Genomic DNA, 17,999 nt, shown 5'->3' on the forward strand with positions numbered 1-17,999 from the left:
GAACCTAATTTTGAGTTGGTGCCGGCAGAGAGAGTCGAACTCCCGACCTACTGATTACAAGTCAGTTGCTCTACCAGCTGAGCTATGCCGGCACCCCGGTTAGGTGGAGCGCATTCTATTGTATCGATTTTGATGATGCAATAGAAAATGCTATTTTTTTTCCTTTTCTGCGTTCGTTTGGTTAAATAGCGAACGGATGACGCAAAATAATGGTTTCTGCACGGTCTGGTCCTGTTGAAATAATATCCACTGGAACACCGGTTAAAACCTCGATTCGTTTAATATATGCAAGTGCTGCCGTTGGCAAATCTTTGTGTTCGGTAATGCCAACAGTGCTATCTTGCCAACCTGGCATGGTCTCGTAAATAGGTTCTACGTGATCATAATCTTCAGCGGCCATCGGCGGATACTCAGTGATGTCGCCGTTAGGTAATTTATAACCCACACAGATCTTCAATTCTTCTAGGCCGTCCAAGACATCGAGCTTGGTTAAGCAAAAACCGCTCACTGAGTTGATTTGTACTGCCCGACGTGCGGCTACTGCGTCAAACCAACCGGTACGACGTTTACGCCCCGTGGTGGCGCCAAATTCATGGCCTTTAACACCTAAATGTTCACCAACTGCACAATCTAACTCCGTTGGGAAAGGACCACTACCCACTCGGGTGGTGTAGGCTTTAACAATACCCAACACGTAATCAATATAACGCGGACCAAAACCGGCACCCGTCGAGACACCACCAGCGGTCGTATTTGATGAGGTGACATAAGGGTAGGTTCCATGGTCGATGTCTAATAAGGTGCCTTGAGCCCCCTCAAACATGATGTGCTGGCCAGCTTTACGGGTTTCATCTAACAACGATGGAATGTCAGCGATCATATCTTTCAGTTGCTTGGCAACTTCGTGGCAATAAGCTAATACCTGGTCGGCATCAACGGCGTCGACTTTGTAGTAGTTCACTAAGGTAAAGTTATGGAACTCGACCACTTCGCGTAATTTCTCTTCAAACCGCTCTGGGTTAAATAAATCGCCTACGCGCAGGCCTCGACGCGCTACTTTATCTTCGTAGGCTGGGCCAATGCCGCGACCGGTAGTACCGATAGCTTTGTTACCGCGAGCTTTTTCACGAGCTTGGTCTAGGGCAATGTGATACGGCAAAATCAATGGGCAAGCTTCACTGATGAGTAAGCGGTCGCGTACGGGTACGCCACGCTTTTCTAACATCGCAATCTCTTCCATCAAGGCTTCTGGTGAAAGTACGACACCGTTACCGATAATACATTTAACGTTGCTACGCAAAATACCTGATGGGATCAGGTGTAAGACGGTTTTTTCACCATCGATGACCAGGGTGTGACCAGCATTATGACCGCCTTGATAGCGAACCACTAACGATGCTTTATCGGTGAGTAGGTCGACAATCTTACCTTTACCCTCATCACCCCATTGCGTACCAAGAATTACGACGTTTTTACCCATGAGTTAGATACCAGCTGTTACTGTTAGAAAAACAGGTGTTGAAAAAACAGGCGCTGATTTTAACAGGAATTGCCCTTACAAGGTAGCCCGATCAGTGGCTGCTTAACGCCTTTTTTAAGCGTTGATAGTCGGCCACATCATGGTAAAGCGCAAAGCCAAACCTTAGTCGGTTGCCCCGGTAATCGGTTTCGATACCAGCTTTGGCTAGCTTTTCAGCAAGTTGCTGCACTTGGTCTGGATTATCCAAACAAAAGGTAAAGAAATGCCCATGCTGCGCCAACGAGTTAACTAATAAACGTTGGCGGTTAACTAGGGGGTGCCCTACTTCATCTAGTACGGCCAAAAAACCCTGCTGCAATTGCTGCACATAACCATGCATGTGGTCTACGCTTAACTGTTCTTGCTGCCACCATTGCAGCACACTTTCAAGCCGGTAGAGGGCGCTAAAATCCATCGTGGAGCCGGCGAAACGCAAGCCATCGTCAGCATATTGCACCTCGCCCTGTTGGGGCTTGGCTAAGTTCGCGAAATCAGCGAACCAACCAGTGTACTCTGGGCGTAACTGGCAGCCCTTAGGCACGGCCATAAAACAACAGCCCTCGCCCGCTTGCAGATATTTGTATGCGCCAGCCAAGTAAAAAATCCGGTCCGCCACGGCACTTAAGTTGGTTGGTATGGCACCGCAACCATGATAGCCATCGACCACGATAGTACTGGCAGGATCAGCTTGAGGCACCCAATGATTTAAGTCTGGGCCAACCACACCTGAGTTATAGAAGACTTGGCTGGTAAAAATAAGCGTATAGGCCTGTGCTGCGACTGCCTCTAACCAGCGTTGTGGGAAGCTAGCAAAGGGTTCTGTGGCAACCACAGTCACGGTTAAGTTACTACGCTCTTGTAGCCGCCGTAATTGGCGAGAAAAACTGTGAAACTCGCTATCTGTGGTCAAAATCGAAACGGGTTGGCTCAGGTCAAAACAACTCATCACTCGGTACAGCAGTTCGTGGGTGTTACTGGCGAACACAAATTGCTCTGGATGAGGATGCTGCAACAGCTCAGCTAGCAAGGTTTGTACGGCGGGTACACGTTCACCAAAAATCTGGTTCCACTTATGGTCGACCCCTTGAGCGGTATCATCCCAATACTGGAGTTGCGCAGCACGCGTCACATCGGGCCAATAGTGATGACTATGGGGCGCGCAGTGTAAGCTATCCGGATGGCGTTGAAAGAAACCTTGGTAATACTGCTTGTAAGACATATCAGAAATTCTCAGCAAAGTAGTCGAGCGATGACCAGCAGCTTACCTACAAAAAACCCGCGGGACAACCGCGGGTTTTGATAGGTTTCAAAAGCTTAGCTAACAGCTATTTTTTACCACCGGTAGCGTCTTTCAAATACTTGAAGAAGTCGCTGTCTGGTTCAAGCACTAACACATCATTGCCACTTTCAAAACTCTTCTGATACGCCTGCAAGCTGCGCAAGAACGAGAAGAACTCTGAGTCTTGAGTGTACACTTCAGCATAGATACCCGCAGCTTCAGCATCACCTTGGCCACGCAGTTCACGTGACTCACGCTCAGCATCAGCTAACATTACGGCTACTCGAGCATCTACATCAGCGCGGATGAATTCAGCTTGTTCACGACCTTCAGAGCGGTGTTCCATAGCTACTGCTTGACGCTCTGCACGCATCCGTTGGTAAATCGACTGGCTAACTTCGGTCGGCAAGTTGATTTGCATTACGCGCACGTCAATCACCTCAATACCCAGCTCTTGAGCGCTATCAGCACCACGAATAAGAGCTTCACGCATTAAGTTATCACGTTCACCCGACACGATTTCTTTAATGGTACGGCTACCAAATTCAGCCCGTAAACCGCTGTTCACCCGACGGGTTAACAAGGCTTCGGCTTGAGCTTGGTTACCACCATTGGTCGATAAATAGTAAGTTGCAAAATCAGAGATGCGCCACTTTACATAAGTATCTACAATCAAATCTTTCTTCTCGCTGGTTACAAAGCGATCGGGGTCACCATCAAGGGTCTTAAAACGCGCATCTAAGCGCTTAACCTGCTCAATAAAAGGCAGCTTAAAGTGTAAGCCCGGCTCAAATACGACGGCTTCGCCAGTATTTGCGTCACGTTGTACCTTACCAAATTGCACCACAATGGCGCGTTCGCCTTCTTTCACTACAAAGAGTGAAGAAACCCCAAGGGCTAAGGCGACTATAACTAAAATGGCTACTAAGTTTTTCATCGTTTACCCCCGGCCACTGTTGAAGCGGTCGCTACTACGTGTGGTATTGCTGTTAGTGCTTGCAGGGTTGTTATTCTGCGAACTTGGGTTCGTTGAATTAATCCCTTGCTGTGGCGCACGCTCTTGGCTTTGCGCTTCAGAACGGCTGCGTTGCTGCTGTTCTAAAATTTTATCTAACGGCAAGTACATCATGTTATTGCTACCTTCAACATCCACCATCACTTTGCTGGTGTTGGCATAGATAGCTTCTAACGTTTCTAAGTACAAACGTTCACGTGTAACAACTGGAGCAGCTTTGTATTGTGGCAGCAATTCTTTAAAACGTGCTACCTCACCTTGCGCTTTCAGTACGGTCTGCTCGCGATAAGCTTGCGCTTCTTGCAGCACTCGACGTACTTGACCACGAGCTAACGGCTCAATTTGTCGGGCGTAAGCTTCAGCTTCACGAATAAAGCGCTGTTCGTCTTCTTGTGCCGCAATAGCGTCATCAAAAGCGTCTTTCACAGCTTCTGGCGGACGCGCAGGCAACAAGTTCACATCAACAATTTGAATCCCTAACAGATAAGGTGCAATGATGTTGTCTAACAATTCTAACGTGTCAGCACGAACACTTTCACGTCCTACTGTTAGTACTTCATCCATGGTGGTGTGACCCACCACGTAACGCAAGGCACTGTCTGTCGCTTGGGCAAGACTGCGGTCGGCGTTCTCTACTGCGTAGAGATAATCGCGCGGATTGATGATGCGATACTGTACGTCTAGCTCAACATGCACCACGTTCTCGTCTTGAGTCAGCATGAAACCTTCTGACTGGAACTGTCGCACATTGCTCACGTCAACGGTTTGTACGCTATCAATGAATATTGGGCGCCAATGCAAACCTGACTCTACTAAGTTGTGGTATTGACCGAAGCGCAGCACCACCCCACGTTCGGCTTCTTTGACCGTATAAATACCCGCCAAAAACCAAACTAATAGGGCGATAATCGCAATCACACCAAAGCCCTTGCCGGATAAACCGCCACCGCTTCGATTTTGATTGTTGCCACCTTTCTTACCACCTAGGCCAAGTTTGCCTAGGAGGTTACGCACTGCTTCATCTAAATCTGGCGGACCTTGTTCGCGGCCGCCTTGTTGTTTCCATGGATCACGGTCATTGTTATTACCGTTTCCCGGTTGATTCCAGGCCATTGATTACTCCAACTCTGGGTTGCTGTTTAATTGTATTCGTTAGTTATTCTACAAAGCCTTGCAGGTTATCGCCATATTCTTCGGCGACCTGCTTACACAATCTACGCCAATCTACTTGAGACATACGTACCTGCATTGAAAATTGTCCATCGTCCGCAGTCGTTTCTGCGGTGACACTCTTAAGTGCATACAGCTTACCACGTAATTTACCCATCGAGGGTGGAATTCGTAAGGATACGTCAACCATCTGTGGACGCAAGCGTTGCACCAAGGCTTGTTGTAACAAATCTATTCCGGCCCCACTCTGAGCTGAAAGCCATACGCGGATTGGCATGCCTTGATCATCAGTATCAATGCGCGCTACTCCATCATCAAGCTGATCGATCTTATTACAAATCAACAATTGCGGAATTTCGTCGGCACCAATTTCGGCCAGTACTTCTTCAACTTGATGGATGTTGTCTTGTTGACGGTCATCGGCCACATCAATCACGTGTAAGAGTAAATCCGCTTCTTGGGTTTCTTGTAGTGTCGCTTTAAAGGCAGCCACGAGCTCATGGGGCAAATGCCTTATAAAACCTACCGTGTCGGCCAAAATAATAGGCCCCACATCGGTTAGTTCAAGCTTGCGCAAGGTTGGGTCGAGGGTGGCAAAGAGCTGGTCGGCCGCATACACCCCGGCTTCAGTAATCTTATTAAAGAGGGTAGATTTACCGGCGTTGGTGTATCCCACTAAAGATACCGTCGGAATCTCAGCGCGTTGGCGTGCGCGACGACCTTGCTCGCGCTGCTTCTGAACTTTGTCTAAGCGCCCCAAAATGTTTTTGATACGGCCACGAATTAAGCGACGGTCCGTTTCTAGCTGGGTTTCACCTGGGCCACGCAAACCAATCCCGCCTTTTTGCCGTTCTAAGTGAGTCCAGCCGCGTACCAATCGTGTTTGGATATGACGTAATTGCGCTAGTTCTACTTGCAGCTTACCTTCGTGAGTGCGGGCGCGCTGGGCAAAGATATCAAGAATCAAGCCGGTGCGGTCGAGCACACGACATTGACACAACTTTTCTAAGTTACGTTCTTGGGTAGGTGTAAGGCTGTGGTTAAAAATGACGATGTTAGCATCGAGCAAGCGCACCTGATCGGCAATTTCTTCCGCTTTACCCGAACCAACAAAATACTTAGAACTGGGTGCGCTACGCGAAGCAGTCACCACACCGAGGGTTTCAACCCCGGCGGATGACACTAATAACTTCAGCTCAGAGAGATCTTCACGATCAATTTCTGCAGGAAAATCAACGTGTACCAGGACAGCCTGTTCACCACTTTCAAACCTATCAAACAAGCTATCACTGCTCCCCTAACATCAATTAATCGATCGCTTCTTCAGAGCCTTCTGCCATGGGCAGATAATTCTGTGGAATGCGCGCTGGCACCACTGTTGAAATGGCGTGCTTATATACCATCTGGCTGACTGTGTTTTTCAGCAAAATAACAAATTGATCAAAAGACTCAATTTGTCCTTGTAGTTTAATTCCATTTACTAAGTAAATCGAAACCGGCACACGCTCGCGGCGCAGTGCATTCAAAAAAGGGTCTTGTAGAGTTTGCCCCTTGGCCATAATAGTGCGTCCTTTTTTTTTGTTATTGTGAGTGCCTAGCAACATACTACTGCGCTAAAACGTGCCAGCCACTTAAAATATAGACAATTTTTTTAAATAGTGTAACTCAGAACCATTTTATTTCAGTTAATACTGAATATAGGGATTAGTTTAAGCTTTTCAAGGAGCAATTGAACGATAGTTTGTTCGATTGCAGCTATCGCTAAAGCAACTCAGCGAATACTTCGCCTGGCTGTTGCTGGCAGTAAGCAATCGCTTGGGCCGCTAAATCATCCGCATCCGTATCTAACCAATGCACCCCGGGCCATTTGCGCAGCCAAGTTAACTGCCGCTTGGCTAATTGCCGAGTGGCGGCGATGCCGCGCTCGACCATCTCGTCATAACTGCACTCGCCAGCTAAATACTGCCAAGCCTGACGATACCCCACACAGCGTAACGCAGGTAAATCGAGATGCAAATCGGACCGCTGTCTTAATTGTTCGACCTCGGCGAGAAAATCTTGTTCCAACATTTGTAAAAATCTTACTTTAATACGCTCGTGCAAGACGCTGCGATCATGGGGCGCCACGGCTAATTGCAGTACCGGATAGGGTAATGCTCCAGTGCGCTGGGTAGTAAGTTCAGTAAGTGTTTGTCCACTGCTTAAATAGACTTCCAGGGCCCTTACTAAGCGCTGTGGATCATGCGGATGAATCCGTGCCGCACTCACCGGGTCTATCTGTTCTAGGCGCTGATGTAGAGCATGGGTACCCGTGCTGGCTACCTGTTCAAGTAGCTGCTGGCGAATGGCCGGGTCTGCTTCAGGTAAATCGGACATGCCTTCTAGCAAGGCTTTGAAATACAACATGGTACCGCCTACCAGCAATGGAATCCGGCCACGCGCCAAAATGGCTTCTATTTCTTCGCGTGCATCGGCTGCAAATTGTGCCGCTGAATAGCTTTCGCTAGGGTCACAGATGTCAATCAATCGATGCGGTGCTTGCACTTGTTCAGCGGCACTTGGCTTCGCGGTTCCGATATCCATACCGCGATAGATCAGGGCAGAATCCACCGAGATAATATCGCAGGGTAACGCCTGTGTTAGCGCAATAGCTAAGCCCGTTTTGCCGGCTGCCGTGGGCCCGTAAAGGCAAATGACTTTATTGGTAAAAGTGGTCATCAAGTTTCCTTAGCTGTGGCCGTACTGCTAACTTCAGGTGGTAATGAAAGAGCATACAAATAGTCAGCAATCGGATCTTGTAGCCACTGCTGTAACCAGTGTTCAGCTTGGCTTAAATTGAACTGGGACAACACCTGGAACTGGGCCAGCCAACGGAATAACTGTGGGCTGTCCAACTGCTTAACCAGTTCCGCTAAGGTAACTGTGAGGTTGGTTTGCCGCAGCATGGATGGCACTTCTAACAAGGTGACCCGATTGCGGCCAAACTCACAACGGACCCCTAAGCGCGCCAACTGTTCAGCGGGAACAGCCCGTAATGCTGCGATCAAGGGCGCATCCTGTAATTGCAACGGTATCAACAGGGGTTGCCCAGCTAACCCTAATTGCCATTGTTGCTGCAATTGTTTGCTCAGCACATGCTGCTGTACTGCAGCTAAATCTAACAGCGCCAGCAGGTGCTGCTGAGAACCCAATTCAACCTGCTGCAATAGGGCAAAACGTTGCTGTATAACTGACAGTAATTTAGGTCCGGTGACAGCTGACTCAGGCTGACTGGGAGCAGCCACTTGCTGCAACTGAGCCAAACTTGGGTGGGCTTGAGCGCGCTGCGGAAACAGCTGACTATGACGTGGTTGTAACTCCTGCACCTGCTGACTGAGCTGACTGCTGGCCGGCTGATAACCATGCTGTGGTGGCGCTGTCACAACCTTGCTGGCATCCGCTGCGCCGGCACCATGAGGCGCTGCCGTAGCATCGCTGCGGGCGTTGCTTGGAGCTTGTTGCAAGGCACTGCGTACAGCTGCTAACACAAAGTCATGAATCTGCCGCGCTTGATGAAAGCGCACTTCATGCTTGGCCGGATGCACATTCACATCCACGTCTTGGGGCGGTAATTCTAGATACAACACAAACGTGGGGACTCGATGTTGCCCCATGCTATCGCTACTGGGGTCCGCTAACCCGCTAGCTTCACCGTAAGCTTGTCGCACCGCATGCGCCAGCAAGCGATCTTTCATCATCCGACCGTTAACATAAAAGTACTGAATATCTGCCTGATGGCGACATTCTTCTGGCGCTGCGACCCAACCCCATAGGCGCACTGGACCACTAGCATGTTCCACCGCTAAGGCTGGATCGGTAAATTGCCGACCACACACTTGGCTGATGCGTTGTAATGCATCTTGTTGCGCCGATACCGCAGGGTAGTTACGCACCGGTTTATCGTTATGGTTCAGGCTAAAACGCACCCCAAAACGAGCCAGTGCAATACGCCGTACGACCTCGTCGATATGGGCAAATTCAGTTTTGTCAGTACGCAAAAATTTGCGCCGCGCCGGTGTGTTAAAAAACAAATCTTGCACATCAACGGTAGTCCCATCCGGGTGACTTGCTGGGGCGATTTCAGCCTGCATATCACGCCCTTCTACCCAAGCCTGCCAAGCTTCGGCTTGCTGCGCTGGCTTTGAGGTCAGGGTTAACCGTGACACTGAACTAATACTGGCTAAGGCTTCGCCTCTAAAGCCTAAGCTTTGAATCGCTTCGAGGTCGTTGAGACTGCTGATTTTACTGGTGGCATGTCGACTAAGGGCTAAACCTAATTCAGCTTTGACAATACCAGTACCATCATCGCGAATACGAATACGCCGTCGACCACCTTGCTCAATATCAATGACAATATGGCTGGCACCTGCATCTAGACAGTTTTCCACCAGCTCTTTCACTACCGACGCGGGACGCTCGATCACCTCGCCGGCGGCAATTTGGTTGGCTAAACTGATCGGCAATAATTGAATCGGCATAACTAGCGTGCTCGTAGCTGATGAGTGCGAAATAAATCAGGGTGTTATGGGATGTCTAGCACTTGCCCTACTTGCAGTACATTACTGGTTAGGTTGTTCCGTGTTTTCAATGCTTTGACGGTTGTATTGTAGCGCTGTGCAATTACCGATAACGACTCACCAGATTTTACCACATGTTGCGCCGCACGGCTTGATACAAACGACGAGCCATCGGGCGGACGCCGAGTAAAGTAATCGCGCACCCCTTGATAAATGGCGCGCGCCATCCGCTGCTGATAGGCGTTGCTTAACAGTTGCTGTTCTTCTTGTGGATTTGAGATAAAACCGGTTTCCACCAAAATCGAGGGTTTTCCTGACGTAAGCACGGCAAAACTGGCATGTTGCGGTTTGTCTTTGTGCATAATGGCAATGCCATCCATATGCTTGATGACATCTTCGGCTACTTCAAAACCGGCACTCATGGCATGGCCCATGGTCATATCAATGAGGGCCTTGTTTAAATAACCGTGGGTATCGTCAGACTCTACCCGCAAATCGATGCCTCCAAGCACATCAGACAGCCGCTCTTTATCCTCTAACATACGCCCCATTTCAGTGGTAGCGCGACGTGAGGACAGCACCCACACCGACCCGCCACGGGGTTTCGGTGAGGTAAAAGCATCCGCATGAATGGATACCAACAAATCGGCTTCAATTTCTTGAGCTTTACGGGCGCGCGCTTTAAGCCCCACATAATAATCACCACTGCGAATCAAATAGGCTTGCATGGCTGGATCTTGGTTGATCATATCCGCTAGTGCTTTCGATATTTTCAACACAATATCTTTTTCGTAGGCTCCCGATGGCCCAATCGAACCGGGATCATCGCCACCATGCCCAGCATCGATGGCAATGGTCACTTTTCTTTCTTGTAATTCATCGGCACGTAACGGGGTATTTTTGCGCTCAATCGATCGCCCTTTTAAATCGATTACTAAGCGCTCGCCATATTGCTCGTTGGCCCGCACCGGAAAAATCTCAAATTCAATCTTGTCGTTGAGCTCAATCACAACACGAGTGGATTGCTTGTTCTTGGGGGTACTGGTACGAATTTTCTTAATCAACAGTGAGCTATTTTCCACTTTGGCTAAGTCAACCTTGAGAGCGGTTTGGTTAAAATCAATCACCAGCCGATAGGGTGTTTGTTGATACAAGGTAAAATAACTAAAATCAGGAGTTGCAGACAGATCAAAAACGACCCGCGTATTATCAGGCGCAGGCCACATTCGTACATTGTTGATGCTGTTAACTTGCACCGAGAAACTGGTGGTACTGAACAGCAGCAAACTGCAACTAATAAAAACGCGTATCCAATAGGGCATTAAAGTGTTTCGAGAACCGCTCGACCTCGTGTTGTTAGCGCATGTATCGTCATAGTTCGACCCGGTTGGGCATAGTCTATGGTTATCGTTATATCAGCTTCGGGTAAGTACCCTGTCCCTCGCTGCGGCCATTCGGCTAAAATAATCTGATGGTCTCCAAGGTAATCGCGGATGCCCATGAATTCAAGTTCTTCTGGATCAGCAAGCCGATACAAATCAAAGTGATGAATGGTCCAAGGACTCAACTCATAGGTCTCTACCAAGGTGTAAGTAGGGCTTTTTACCGCACCTTGGTGGCCCAAGGTCTGGATAAAACCACGGCTAAAAGTGGTTTTACCTGCACCTAGATCACCGTACAAATAACAAGTAAAGGCAGTTGCAGCAGGCCCCGCCTGTTGTAATAGCTTAGTGGTGTTACGAGCTAATTGTTGCGCTATTTGCAGCAGCTCTGCTTCGGTGGCTGCGCTACGAATAATGGTTGTCATCAAGGGTTCACCAAGGCTCTGAGTTCATTCACAATATCGCTTGCTATAGTACCACGTTCTCCGGCTTGCGCAGCATTTTCGCCAGCTACGGCATGCACCCAAACTGCGGTTGCTACTAGCTCGTGCAAAGCTGCAGCTGAAGGTTGCCGATGCTGCGCTAGCAAGGCCCCTAAGAGGCCACTGAGCACATCGCCCGAGCCGGCTGTCGCTAAGGCTGGGCTCCCACGCTCACACACTAAGATGCGCTCGATTTGGTGTGCTGGCCCGGCAATTAAGGTTCCTGCTCCTTTGAGTAGCACCTCGGCGTTAAAGTTCGTGACTAATTGCGTTAACGCTTCGTATCGATCCGCTTCCACCACGGCCGTCATATTCTCATCCGCAAACCGAGTGCTCATCACAGACCGTAACAAGCGACCCGCCTCTGCGGGATGCGGAGTTAATACCCACTGCCGTAAATGGGGTGGCGTCTCGCCCTGCTGCAACTGCGCTAGTAGATTAAGGGCGTCGGCATCGGCAACCACCGGCGGTAGCGGCCCTATAAGCTTCAAGTGCCAATCTAACAACTGCTGTAGCTGCTGTTGCGCCCAAGCATCGCGGCCTAATCCCGGCCCGATAACAATAGCATTTGCTTGTTCAAGCCAAGGGATAAGGCCCTTCTCATCGGTGCCATGCACCATAAGTTCGGGCTGCGCTTGCGCAATAATAGCAAGTGTGTGCGGATGCGTAACTAGAGTGACCTTACCCGCACCGCTGCGTAAGGCTGCCCGCCCAGCCAAAATAGCCGCGCCACTCATACCAGGCCCGCCAGCAATCAAAACAAGATGACCATGGTCACCTTTGTGCGAGCTAGGCTTTCGTTTCGCCAACCAGCGCTGCGCTAGCTCTGGCTGCACCAGCTCAGCCATGGCCGGCTGCTTGCTAAAGGCTGCGCCGATGCCCAATTCGGCCAAGCTCAGCTGCCCTACGTAATCTTTGGCCTTACCTGTTACCAGTCCTGCTTTTATCGCTACCATAGTCACGGTGTGTGCTGCAGTTACCGCAATGGGTTGCGGTTGCCCGGTATCACTGTTTAATCCGGTTGGCACGTCCACACTCAACACCCAAGCGGTGTTAGCTGCGGCGGTGTTAGCTGCGGCATTGATAGCCTGCACCGCAGCTAGGTAAAAATCAGTTAGAGGCCGACTTAGTCCACTGCCAAGCACAGCATCAACAAGGATCTGATAGCCGTGCAAGCTATCGATGCTACTCTGCCAGCGACCGCCCTCCGCCTGCCACGCCGCCTGTGCTTGTTGTGCTAGCTTGGTGGTTGGGGGCACCGCATAAACCGTCACCTGATAGCCCGCGGCTTGAGCCAGTCGTGCCAGCACCCAACCATCGCCACCGTTATTGCCGGGGCCACAGACAATCGCCACCCTGGCTGGTGCGGCGCAGTGATCCTGGATGGCCTGCAGACATGCTTGGGCAGCCGCTTGCATCAGTTGCGCCATACTCAAGCCAATCGCTGCGGCAGCTGCTTGCTCACCACTACGAACCTGTTCGGTGCGATATATCAAGTGCGATAATTGTGCCACCATGAGTCTCCCTATCGTGCGTTTTTGCCCAGATTTTGCTATGTTAGCCAACATCAACCGCGGGCATACCTACAAGAGTACGACACCATTCATGGATTATCATCAACTAGCTGCAGATATCAAACAATGGGGCCGCGACTTAGGCTTTCAGAAGGTCGGTATTACCGACGTTGACCTGAGTACTGAGCAGCAGCACTTAGAACGTTGGCTGGCAGCGGGTATGCATGGTGATATGGAATGGATGGCGCGACATGCAGAGTTACGCACCCGACCTGATCAACTGCATCCCGGTGCAGTGCGTGCGATTTCGGTGCGAATGAATTATTTACCGGCTGAAGCTGGCTTTGCTAAAACCCTGAAAAATCCTCGTTTAGGCTACATTAGTCGTTATGCGCTTGGGCGCGACTATCATAAATTAATGCGAAAACGCCTGAAACAACTAGGCGATAAGATACAAGCAGCATGTGCTGAGCTAGATTTTCGCCCCTTTGTGGATTCAGCTCCGATCATGGAGAAGCCACTAGCTATCAAAGCAGGTTTAGGCTGGCGTGGTAAACATACCTTAGTGCTTGATGAAGCCCATGGCTCTTGGTTTTTCTTGGGTGAACTGCTGGTTAATTTACCTCTACCGATGGATTCACCCGTAGCCGAAAAATGTGGTAACTGCAGTGCCTGCATGACCATTTGCCCTACCCAGGCCATCGTCGAACCCTACGTGTTAGATGCGCGCCGCTGTATTTCTTATTTAACCATTGAGCTCAAGCAAAGTATTCCGGAAGAATTTCGGCCGCTGATTGGCAATCGCATCTACGGTTGTGACGACTGCCAATTGATTTGTCCCTGGAATCGCTACGCCCACCTAACGGATGAAGCCGATTTTTCTCCGCGCCAGCACTTGCATGCTCCTGAACTACTGCAATTGTGGGCTTGGGATGAGGACACTTTTTTGCGACAAACTGAAGGTTCGCCGATTCGGCGGATTGGCCATGAATGTTGGCAGCGGAATATTGCGGTGGCCTTAGGCAATGCGCCAGCCGATGCTGCTATTATCGACGCCTTGCAGCAGCGTCGTGATAGTGCTAGCGCTATGGTTCAAGAGCATATTGATTGGGCCTTAGCGCGGCAACAAGCAGGTTTAGGCAAAGTTGAAAAGCAAGTGCTAAGGCTGGTACGTGCGGTAGAAAAAGGCATGCCGCGAGATGCTTAAGGCCCAGCGCTGGAGCTATTCAACTTCGGTTAGTACCACGTTAACTCGACGGTTTTCGCTGCGTCCAGCTGCGGTAGTATTAGTCTGCAGCGGCGCACTATCTGCATAGCCGACAGCTCGCATCCGCTCTGGAGCTATGCCTTGCTCTGCTAAAAAGCGTACCACCACACTAGCCCGCGCGGCAGATAACTCCCAGTTGCTAGGAAACCGCTGATTACTGATCGGGATGTTATCCGTATGCCCTTCAACGCTGATAAACAGCTGATTTTTCTTCAACACCTCAGTTAGGGTTTGCATCACCTGGGCGGCCTGCTGATTAAATTCAGCTTCGCCGCTGTGAAATAAAATCTTGTCTTTAAGCTTAATATTAACTTTACCGGGCGAGGTGCTTACTTCTACTCCATCGGCTAAACCACTACTGGCAAACTGCGCCTGCAATTCGCTTTCAGTTAGTGCTAAGCCTGCTGACTGCCCAGCCGCGGCTTGCAATACTTGCTCAGATGGGCTCGGCGAGCCAGACAAGTCAGCATTGGCAAGCAAAATAACAAACAACACCAGCAGCAGGGTCAACAAATCCATATAGGTGGTTACCCAACTGTCTTCCTCATCAACGGGCTGGTCATGCAGTGCCGCCACTCCATGCCCGAATAAACGTGCTGAAGCACCGCGATGCTCACGATGAGGTTCGCGATGTAAGTTGGCGGCTGCGTCCGAAGCTTTGGCTTGGGGGCCGCCGCTACGTTCCATCAGCTCATTTAATGTAGGTTCGTTGCTCATAGCCGCTCAGATTTACCCTTGCCTAAACCTTCATGGAGCCCATTTTTCGCGGCAATATCGTTAGCCTCGTTGATATCCAGCTCATCTTCTACATGGGCGAAGAAGGTGGCTAAATATTCACGAATGTAGGCTGGGCTGCGACCACGAGCAATCAGCAAGATGCCTTCTAAAATCATATTCATTAATTGCACGCGGCTCTCAGTACGACGCTCAAATTTAATCGCAATCGGTTTGAACAACATGTTTGCCAAGACCACCCCGTACAGCGTGGTTAATAGCGCAAAGGCCATGTCTACGCCAATCTCGCTCATGCTGCTCTGGCCCATGCCATGCAACATGTTAACCAGACCAACCAAGGTACCCAACATACCAAACGCGGGGGCAAAAGTGGCCATGGTGCGATACACCTGAGCTTCGGCGCGCTCTTTTAATTTGGTCCGCAGAATTCGCCACTCTAATAACTCAGCGATATCCTCGGTCGGCGTGCGATCGATGAGTAACTGTAAACCGGTTTTTAAAAACGGGTTTTGTACCTGGTTTAATTGATCTTCAGCATTGGCAATGCGTCCCTGCACTAACTGTCGTGCCACCTCAACCAATTCGCGCTGGTCATCTTCGGCGTACATTTTTTCGTTACGCAGCACAATCCACAGAATCTTGAACACCCGCACCACATCACGCAATGGGTATGCCAACAAGGTGGCCGCAAAGGTACCGCCTAGCACTATGGCTAAGCCTGGTAGATTGATAAAGGACCAAGCATCGGCTGCGGTTAGCATCACCGATAGCACCACGATAGCAATACCCGAAAGCATGCCAATAAGAGTTGATAAATTCATACGGCTCAGTAGTTAGTCACAGATGTTAGGTATTATCGGCAGGAGGCTCGCCAGCTTTAATTTTATGCAGCAAACGCTCAAAAAATGCGGCACCTTTACGCCGTGCGAAAGCTATATTGCGCTCCGGGATCAGTTCAGGTTGATCAAAGTTATCCAGTGCCTCGGCCAGCTCGTCTTCACGCAAAATATGAAAGATAGGATAAGGTGCACGGTTGGTGTAATTGGCAGGGTCGTCTTCAGGCTCACCGGCGAAGCAGTAGGCCGGATGAAAGCTAGCCAACTGAAACACCCCTTCGTAGCCTTCTAATCGCAATAACTGATTAGCTAAGTCTAAGGTATCTAGATAATCGCTAAAATCGGCTAAAGCATCGGGCACTATCACCAGCGCTGTGGCCACTTCAGGATGCTCATCTAAAAACTTACACTCAGCCACCACGCTCGCCAAGATATCCTCGACCGCAGTAGCTTTGCACACCTGATAGTTAATGCGTTGAGCTTCAATTTCTTGCCGGGCAAACGGGCAAATGTTGTACTTTACAATCACTTGCCACAACCAGCGTTGGGTAACCTCAACCACCTGCTGCATGTTTCCCCCTCTAGGCTTGGTCACGCAAATAGTCCAAGCCACCTACGATCGCAGCCACTTGAGCTAAGATGCATTGCTCTGGGGTGGCATTAGCGCTATCAGGATAAACCTCGGTGGTGGTCACATAAGGTGCATCGGTTAAGCCCATACACAATCCGAGTTCACGGCCAGCGTAATGAATCACACCTGCTTGCTGTAATTCCGCCCCAATGATTTTACCTTCGTCGTCCGCTGGGGCGATATGAGTTACTTTGCGCACGGAGTCAATAATGGCGCGCTGAAACTCTGGCGTCGGAATTTCTGAGTTACCTACCGTATAAAAACCATCCGGAATGTTCCAGTTGGTATTAACAGTGCCATCAAGAGCGGCTTTCGCCGGACGAAATTCGCTATTGTCGGTATCAGTTGTTTCGTGCAGATCAAAATGAGCTAAAAATTGCCATTGCTGTTGGCCTAGATAATCCATGATGTTGGCACATTCAGCCGCAGGGCTAGGTGCTTTAAAGGACCGGTTAGGGTCTATCGCATGGGGGTTCCAACGATTGATGGTTTCGTAACCCCACGGGCTTAGACAAGGTGCGACAACCAGATTAAACCACTGACTGTAATGCTCGGCTTGGGTTTCTAAAAACCGCAAAGCGCCATGTACACCACTGGTCTCATAGCCATGCACCCCGCCCGTAATTAATACGGTAGGCTTGTCTGACTGCCAATCGCGGGTCTTTACTACAAACAACGGGTAGTTATTGGCTGGATATTCAAGCAGGCCATATTGCTCTACATCAAAACGTTCATGCAAAGCGTTGATGGCGGGTACCACGTCCTCAAAATAAGAACGCTTGAGCTGCTGGGCTTGTTGCCATTCGAGTTTCTCTGCGGGCCCCCAAGGCTGGCCCGGAGTACCAATTGGATATTGACGTTCAACCATAATTTACCTCTATTCGTTAAGCCCCAGCCAAGACCATCGCTGCTTGCACTAACACTGCAATGTTTGCCACCACGCCCAGAATGAAAAAATAACTACGTGGGCTGGGGTTTTTCTCGGTTGCTATCGCATAATACAACACCATGTGAATGATGCGAATAATAGCATAGAGCCACACCCAAGCGACGAACCACTGCGACTGCACTCCACTCAAAATAGCGAGTAACACGGCGGCGGCAAAAAAGGGAACGTTTTCGATGGAGTTCTGAAAGGTGCGATGAGCTCGGAACACAAAGGAGTCATGGCTGAGTTCTGCGCTGATTTTACCTGGTACAGCTCCTGGTGCTGCTGCTTTGAAGCGACTGGCCACAAACCACTGTACCATCACCGTCACTAAAATGACCCACAGGCCCCATAATACCCAATCTACAATCATGCTAATCACTCCCTTGTTGTTGTTATTATCTCCCGCATCTAGCGAGTTCTGAATCTATTCTGGTTTAAAAAACCCGATCACCTGCCCCGCGGGCACTTTTTCGGGTTGTTGCGCTGATGCAGGAGCCGGTGCCGCTGCTTGACGCTCCTCAAATTTATGCCCGCATTGCACACATTGCACCTGTTCTTGCTCATTTACAATAGTCAGCATCAGGGTATCTTGGGCCTGGCATGCTGGGCATTCTGCCCCAGCAATAAAGCGTTTCCTAGTTCGAGTCATATTCACCTCTTATGGTATCGGGTATAATTGTCG

Annotated in this window: 18 protein-coding genes and 1 tRNA gene; 1 reads left to right on the plus strand and 18 read right to left on the minus strand. The window is 49.8% G+C overall.

Going from position 1 to position 17,999, the window contains the following annotated elements:
* Positions 1–16: 16 nt before the first annotated feature.
* The 12 genes from NOG12_RS10115 to NOG12_RS10170 all read right to left on the minus strand — a co-directional run bounded on the left by NOG12_RS10115 (position 17) and on the right by NOG12_RS10170 (position 12,920).
* Positions 17–92: transfer RNA gene (locus NOG12_RS10115), tRNA-Thr, on the minus strand.
* 89 nt (positions 93–181) lie between these two features.
* Positions 182–1,480, minus strand: a complete 1,299-nt coding sequence (locus tag NOG12_RS10120; protein WP_110076611.1) for an adenylosuccinate synthase — start codon at positions 1,478–1,480, stop codon at positions 182–184.
* 91 nt (positions 1,481–1,571) lie between these two features.
* On the minus strand, positions 1,572–2,738 hold the full coding sequence (locus NOG12_RS10125; protein WP_313933188.1) for an aminotransferase class V-fold PLP-dependent enzyme: 1,167 nt from the start codon (positions 2,736–2,738) through the stop codon (positions 1,572–1,574).
* A 106-nt stretch (positions 2,739–2,844) separates the two neighbouring features.
* The gene (gene hflC, locus NOG12_RS10130) at positions 2,845–3,735 is read right to left on the minus strand and encodes a protease modulator HflC (RefSeq protein WP_313933189.1); all 891 of its coding nucleotides are present in this window, start codon (positions 3,733–3,735) and stop codon (positions 2,845–2,847) included.
* Between the two features lie 3 nt (positions 3,736–3,738).
* A complete protein-coding gene (gene hflK / locus NOG12_RS10135; RefSeq protein WP_313933190.1) occupies positions 3,739–4,926 on the minus strand; it encodes an FtsH protease activity modulator HflK in 1,188 nt (395 codons plus the stop codon).
* 43 nt (positions 4,927–4,969) lie between these two features.
* Positions 4,970–6,265 (minus strand): ribosome rescue GTPase HflX, encoded by a 1,296-nt coding sequence (hflX, locus tag NOG12_RS10140; protein ID WP_313933191.1) that lies wholly within the window; start codon positions 6,263–6,265, stop codon positions 4,970–4,972.
* A gap of 25 nt (positions 6,266–6,290) precedes the next feature.
* A complete protein-coding gene (gene hfq / locus NOG12_RS10145) occupies positions 6,291–6,542 on the minus strand; it encodes an RNA chaperone Hfq (protein ID WP_153827005.1) in 252 nt (83 codons plus the stop codon).
* 202 nt (positions 6,543–6,744) lie between these two features.
* Positions 6,745–7,701, minus strand: coding sequence for a tRNA (adenosine(37)-N6)-dimethylallyltransferase MiaA (miaA, locus tag NOG12_RS10150; protein ID WP_313933192.1), 957 nt, complete (start codon positions 7,699–7,701; stop codon positions 6,745–6,747).
* Positions 7,701–9,500, minus strand: coding sequence for a DNA mismatch repair endonuclease MutL (mutL, locus tag NOG12_RS10155; RefSeq protein ID WP_313933193.1), 1,800 nt, complete (start codon positions 9,498–9,500; stop codon positions 7,701–7,703). Before mutL ends, miaA begins: the two co-directional genes overlap by 1 nt.
* 44 nt (positions 9,501–9,544) lie before the next feature.
* Positions 9,545–10,861 carry an N-acetylmuramoyl-L-alanine amidase gene (locus tag NOG12_RS10160; protein WP_313933194.1) on the minus strand — a complete coding sequence of 439 codons (1,317 nt, stop codon included), beginning with the start codon at positions 10,859–10,861 and terminating at the stop codon, positions 9,545–9,547.
* Complete coding sequence (gene tsaE / locus NOG12_RS10165) at positions 10,861–11,346, minus strand: tRNA (adenosine(37)-N6)-threonylcarbamoyltransferase complex ATPase subunit type 1 TsaE (protein ID WP_153827009.1); 486 nt, start codon at positions 11,344–11,346, stop codon at positions 10,861–10,863. The genes NOG12_RS10160 and tsaE overlap by 1 nt, the downstream gene beginning before the upstream one ends.
* A complete protein-coding gene (locus tag NOG12_RS10170; protein WP_313933195.1) occupies positions 11,346–12,920 on the minus strand; it encodes an NAD(P)H-hydrate dehydratase in 1,575 nt (524 codons plus the stop codon). The genes tsaE and NOG12_RS10170 overlap by 1 nt, the downstream gene beginning before the upstream one ends.
* Before the next feature lie 37 nt (positions 12,921–12,957).
* Here NOG12_RS10170 and queG point away from each other — a divergent pair, with 37 nt between their 5' ends.
* Entirely contained in the window at positions 12,958–14,124 is a 1,167-nt protein-coding gene (queG, locus tag NOG12_RS10175; protein WP_418055316.1) for a tRNA epoxyqueuosine(34) reductase QueG, read from the plus strand.
* 15 nt (positions 14,125–14,139) lie between these two features.
* Here queG and NOG12_RS10180 read toward each other — a convergent pair whose 3' ends face one another.
* From NOG12_RS10180 to NOG12_RS10205, 6 genes are read right to left on the minus strand one after another with little or no spacing between them, the layout of a single operon-like run.
* A complete protein-coding gene (locus tag NOG12_RS10180; protein ID WP_313933196.1) occupies positions 14,140–14,901 on the minus strand; it encodes an OmpA/MotB family protein in 762 nt (253 codons plus the stop codon).
* Complete coding sequence (locus NOG12_RS10185) at positions 14,898–15,740, minus strand: motility protein A (RefSeq protein ID WP_110076623.1); 843 nt, start codon at positions 15,738–15,740, stop codon at positions 14,898–14,900. Before NOG12_RS10185 ends, NOG12_RS10180 begins: the two co-directional genes overlap by 4 nt.
* A gap of 25 nt (positions 15,741–15,765) precedes the next feature.
* Complete coding sequence (locus tag NOG12_RS10190; RefSeq protein ID WP_313933197.1) at positions 15,766–16,326, minus strand: DUF1415 domain-containing protein; 561 nt, start codon at positions 16,324–16,326, stop codon at positions 15,766–15,768.
* Positions 16,327–16,336: 10 nt separating this feature from the next.
* Positions 16,337–17,254, minus strand: a complete 918-nt coding sequence (locus NOG12_RS10195; protein WP_313933198.1) for a M14 family metallopeptidase — start codon at positions 17,252–17,254, stop codon at positions 16,337–16,339.
* Positions 17,255–17,270: 16 nt separating this feature from the next.
* A complete protein-coding gene (locus tag NOG12_RS10200) occupies positions 17,271–17,687 on the minus strand; it encodes an MAPEG family protein (RefSeq protein WP_313933200.1) in 417 nt (138 codons plus the stop codon).
* A gap of 54 nt (positions 17,688–17,741) precedes the next feature.
* On the minus strand, positions 17,742–17,966 hold the full coding sequence (locus tag NOG12_RS10205; RefSeq protein ID WP_110076627.1) for a YheV family putative zinc ribbon protein: 225 nt from the start codon (positions 17,964–17,966) through the stop codon (positions 17,742–17,744).
* Between the last annotated feature and the right edge of the window lie 33 nt (positions 17,967–17,999).

Source organism: Pseudidiomarina fusca, assembly GCF_032227045.1.
Classification (GTDB): domain Bacteria; phylum Pseudomonadota; class Gammaproteobacteria; order Enterobacterales; family Alteromonadaceae; genus Pseudidiomarina; species Pseudidiomarina fusca.